Origin of the sequence: Otoolea muris (genome assembly GCF_943193115.1) — a bacterium.
GTDB classification, from domain to species: Bacteria; Bacillota; Clostridia; order Lachnospirales; family Lachnospiraceae; genus Otoolea; species Otoolea muris.
In genome coordinates this window covers 1-1,655 of record NZ_CALPCY010000142.1, presented here as the reverse complement: position 1 = coordinate 1,655, position 1,655 = coordinate 1, and the positions used below count along the sequence as shown (strand labels likewise).

The following is a 1,655-nucleotide window of genomic DNA, read 5'->3' as shown; positions in this document are numbered from 1 at the left end:
ATGCTGGAGGCTACCCTCCAGTGCAATGAGGAGCGTGTTTCCCAGCTCCTGGAAAAGGTACATGACGCGGAAATCCCCTTTCTGACATACAACGATGAGAATTCCCTGTCCTGTGTGATTACCCTGTGCTATTTATACGCAAGAAAATTCTATAACATATTACGAGAGGAAAAAAGCGGGAAAGGTTACTGCGACTACCTGTTCCTGCCCAAAGAATCAGGTTATCCGCCGATTATACTGGAACTGAAAGTGGGAAAATCGGCGGAGGAAGCAATCGAACAGATAAAAGCAAAAAATTATCTGCAGCGTGCCGAACCATATAGAAAAGCTCTCCTTGTGGGAATAAGCTACGATAAAGAAAAGCGCCACCAGTGCAAAATAGAAAAATATTCATTTCCAGACAAATAGAACGATTTCTGAAAAAGAACCATATTTTCCACTCAGAAACAGCAGGCTGAAAACAGAATTTTCCCATAAAGATATCATCTGTTTTCCGCCTGTTTTTGTGAATAAAAATACTGTAAACTGCACCTCCGGATCACAGAAAATCCCCTGAAATCTCCATATGTTCCGCCCATAAACAGCAAATCCGGATCCCCCATATCCGAAGTAGGGTAAGGCCGTTAAAAGTTAAGGAATTTCGGGAAAAAAGAGCAGTTCAAAAGGAAAAAAGGAGAGTGCATTATTATGAGAAAGCAGACAAAATTAGTTGCGGTTCTTTCCGCGGCGGCTTTGCTCGCGATGGGTGCTTCCATGACTTCTTTCGCCGCTGGTTGGGAGAAAGATGACGCTGGGGTTTGGCACTATTATGACCGCGATGACGATATGGTGACCGATGAGTGGAGAAAGGACGGCGCTTACTGGTTCTATCTGGATGAGGACGGCGACATGCTGACGGATGCCTGGGTGGATGACGATTATTATGTTGACAGCGACGGACGGATGTTAGTCAACGCATGGAAGAAGACCATTTCCGATGAGGATGAAGACGATCCTGAGGATGGCGGCGAGCACTGGTATTATTTCGGAAATAAGGGTAAAAAGGTTACGGATGATGATAAAAAAATCGGCGGTAAGACTTATTACTTTGATGAAGACGGAAAGATGCTGACCGGCTGGCAGGAAATCAATGGGGAAGGTTATTACCTTGGGAACGAAGACGAGGGATGGAGGGCTGAAAACCAGTGGCTCTGGCTTGAGAAATCAGGTGCCCTTGATAATGATAACGATGACGATGAAACGCTTGGCGAGCCGGTTCTTGACTGTGATGATGACGATGACGATTTATGTGACGACGAAGGATGGTACTGGTTCCAGTCTTCCGGTAAGCTCTATCATGACACTGGCAAAAAGAAAATTAACGGGAAATATTACATCTTCAATGCACACGGCCAGATGCTTTATGAGTGGATCGACAATGATACTACTGTAACGCATGCTTCCAATGCACAGCTTGACGGTAACCTGAGCGCTGCAAGCGGAAGTTCAGCTGCCCCGAAGCCGGCTGTTGACAAGCTGCTGTACTACAATGAGGTAGACGACGGTTCCAGAGGAAACGGCTGGTACCAGATCGATGGCGCAGAGGATCGCGGGAATGACGGCGATACAGACTGGTACTACATTGATGACGGTGAAATTACGTATGCGGATGGCGG

1 protein-coding gene and 1 pseudogene are annotated in these 1,655 nt (G+C 46.3%); both read left to right on the top strand.

Annotated elements, in window-relative coordinates; genetic code table 11:
- Nucleotides 1-408: PD-(D/E)XK nuclease domain-containing protein (locus NFS31_RS26660; RefSeq protein ID WP_251502084.1), on the top strand; the 408-nt coding region annotated here is incomplete at its 5' end.
- A gap of 279 nt (nucleotides 409-687) precedes the next feature.
- A pseudogene (locus tag NFS31_RS26655) lies at nucleotides 688-1,655 on the top strand (glucan-binding protein); the annotation flags it as partial.